Here is a 3,056-nt window from a genome sequence, read left to right on the forward strand (position 1 = left end):
TTGTTCCTTGAAAACTAGATAATAGATAGAAGGCAATTAATTTTTTTCAAAGCATCAGTAAGATCTTTTTTAACGGTTAAGTTAGAAAGGGCGCACGGTGGATGCCTTGGCACTAGGAGCCGATGAAGGACGGGACTAACACCGATATGCTTCGGGGAGCTGTAAGTAAGCTTTGATCCGGAGATTTCCGAATGGGGAAACCCACTGTTCGTAATGGAACAGTATCTTTACCTGAATACATAGGGTACTGAAGGCAGACCCGGGGAACTGAAACATCTAAGTACCCGGAGGAAGAGAAAGCAAATGCGATTTCCTGAGTAGCGGCGAGCGAAACGGAATTAGCCCAAACCAAGAGGCTTGCCTCTTGGGGTTGTAGGACACTCAACATGGAGTTACAAAGGAACGGGGTAAATGAAGTGATCTGGAAAGGTCCGTCAAAGAAGGTAAAAACCCTGTAGTTGAAACTTCGTTCCCTCCTGAGTGGATCCTGAGTACGGCGGGACACGAGAAATCCCGTCGGAAGCAGGGAGGACCATCTCCCAAGGCTAAATACTCCCTAGTGACCGATAGTGAACCAGTACCGTGAGGGAAAGGTGAAAAGCACCCCGGAAGGGGAGTGAAATAGATCCTGAAACCGTGTGCCTACAAGTAGTCAAAGCCCGTTAATGGGTAATGGCGTGCCTTTTGTAGAATGAACCGGCGAGTTACGATTTCATGCGAGGTTAAGTTGATAAGACGGAGCCGCAGCGAAAGCGAGTCTGAATAGGGCGAATGAGTATGAGGTCGTAGACCCGAAACCAGGTGATCTACCCATGTCCAGGGTGAAGTTCAGGTAACACTGAATGGAGGCCCGAACCCACGCACGTTGAAAAGTGCGGGGATGAGGTGTGGGTAGCGGAGAAATTCCAATCGAACCTGGAGATAGCTGGTTCTCTCCGAAATAGCTTTAGGGCTAGCCTCAAGATGAGAGTATTGGAGGTAGAGCACTGATTGGACTAGGGGCCCCCAACGGGTTACCGAATTCAGTCAAACTCCGAATGCCAAATACTTATTCTTGGGAGTCAGACTGCGAGTGATAAGATCCGTAGTCGAAAGGGAAACAGCCCAGACCACCAGCTAAGGTCCCAAAGTATACGTTAAGTGGAAAAGGATGTGGAGTTGCTTAGACAACCAGGATGTTGGCTCAGAAGCAGCCACCATTTAAAGAGTGCGTAATAGCTCACTGGTCGAGTGACTCCGCGCCGAAAATGTACCGGGGCTAAACGTATCACCGAAGCTGTGGATTGACACCATTTTGGTGTCGATGGTAGGAGAGCGTTCTAAGGGCGTTGAAGTCAGACCGGAAGGACTGGTGGAGCGCTTAGAAGTGAGAATGCCGGTATGAGTAGCGAAAGAAGGGTGAGAATCCCTTCCACCGAATGCCTAAGGTTTCCTGAGGAAGGCTCGTCCGCTCAGGGTTAGTCGGGACCTAAGCCGAGGCCGAAAGGCGTAGGCGATGGACAACAGGTTGATATTCCTGTACCACCTATACATCGTTTGAACGATGGGGGGACGCAGAAGGATAGGGTAAGCGCGCTGTTGGATATGCGCGTCCAAGCAGTTAGGCCGGAAACGAGGCAAATCCCGTTTCCATTAAGGCGGAGCTGTGATGGCGAGGGAAATATAGTACCGAAGTTCCTGATTCCACGCTGCCAAGAAAAGCCTCTAGTGAGATGTAAGGTGCCCGTACCGCAAACCGACACAGGTAGGCGAGGAGAGAATCCTAAGGTGTGCGAGAGAACTCTCGTTAAGGAACTCGGCAAAATGACCCCGTAACTTCGGGAGAAGGGGTGCTTTTTAGGGTGAATAGCCCGGAAAAGCCGCAGTGAATAGGCCCAGGCGACTGTTTAGCAAAAACACAGGTCTCTGCGAAGCCGCAAGGCGAAGTATAGGGGCTGACACCTGCCCGGTGCTGGAAGGTTAAGGGGAGAGGTTAGCGCAAGCGAAGCTTTGAACCGAAGCCCCAGTAAACGGCGGCCGTAACTATAACGGTCCTAAGGTAGCGAAATTCCTTGTCGGGTAAGTTCCGACCCGCACGAAAGGTGTAACGATCTGGGCACTGTCTCAACGAGAGACTCGGTGAAATTATAGTACCTGTGAAGATGCAGGTTACCCGCGACAGGACGGAAAGACCCCGTGGAGCTTTACTGCAGCCTGATATTGAATTTTGGTACAGCTTGTACAGGATAGGTAGGAGCCTGAGAAGCCGGAGCGCTAGCTTCGGTGGAGGCGTTGGTGGGATACTACCCTGGCTGTATTGAAATTCTAACCCGCGCCCCTTATCGGGGTGGGAGACAGTGTCAGGTGGGCAGTTTGACTGGGGCGGTCGCCTCCTAAAGAGTAACGGAGGCGCCCAAAGGTTCCCTCAGAATGGTTGGAAATCATTCGTAGAGTGTAAAGGCACAAGGGAGCTTGACTGCGAGACCTACAAGTCGAGCAGGGACGAAAGTCGGGCTTAGTGATCCGGTGGTTCCGCATGGAAGGGCCATCGCTCAACGGATAAAAGCTACCCCGGGGATAACAGGCTTATCTCCCCCAAGAGTCCACATCGACGGGGAGGTTTGGCACCTCGATGTCGGCTCATCGCATCCTGGGGCTGTAGTCGGTCCCAAGGGTTGGGCTGTTCGCCCATTAAAGCGGTACGCGAGCTGGGTTCAGAACGTCGTGAGACAGTTCGGTCCCTATCCGTCGCGGGCGCAGGAAATTTGAGAGGAGCTGTCCTTAGTACGAGAGGACCGGGATGGACGCACCGCTGGTGTACCAGTTGTCTTGCCAAAGGCATAGCTGGGTAGCTACGTGCGGACGGGATAAGTGCTGAAAGCATCTAAGCATGAAGCCCCCCTCAAGATGAGATTTCCCATGGCGCAAGCTAGTAAGATCCCTGAAAGATGATCAGGTTGATAGGTCAGAGGTGGAAGCGTGGCGACATGTGGAGCTGACTGATACTAATAGATCGAGGACTTAACCAACGCTTTTTAAAAAATGAAATACCTTCTTATTATCTAGTTTTGAAGGAA

General features: G+C 51.5%; 1 rRNA gene. It reads left to right on the plus strand.

Annotated elements, in window-relative coordinates:
• The first annotated feature begins 74 nt into the window (after window positions 1-74).
• A 23S ribosomal RNA gene (locus ACFX4X_RS25305) occupies window positions 75-3,008 on the plus strand.
• Window positions 3,009-3,056: the final 48 nt, after the last annotated feature.

This window comes from Peribacillus sp. YIM B13481 (assembly GCF_042787985.1).
In the GTDB taxonomy this organism is placed as follows: Bacteria; Bacillota; Bacilli; order Bacillales; family DSM-1321; genus Peribacillus; species Peribacillus simplex_A.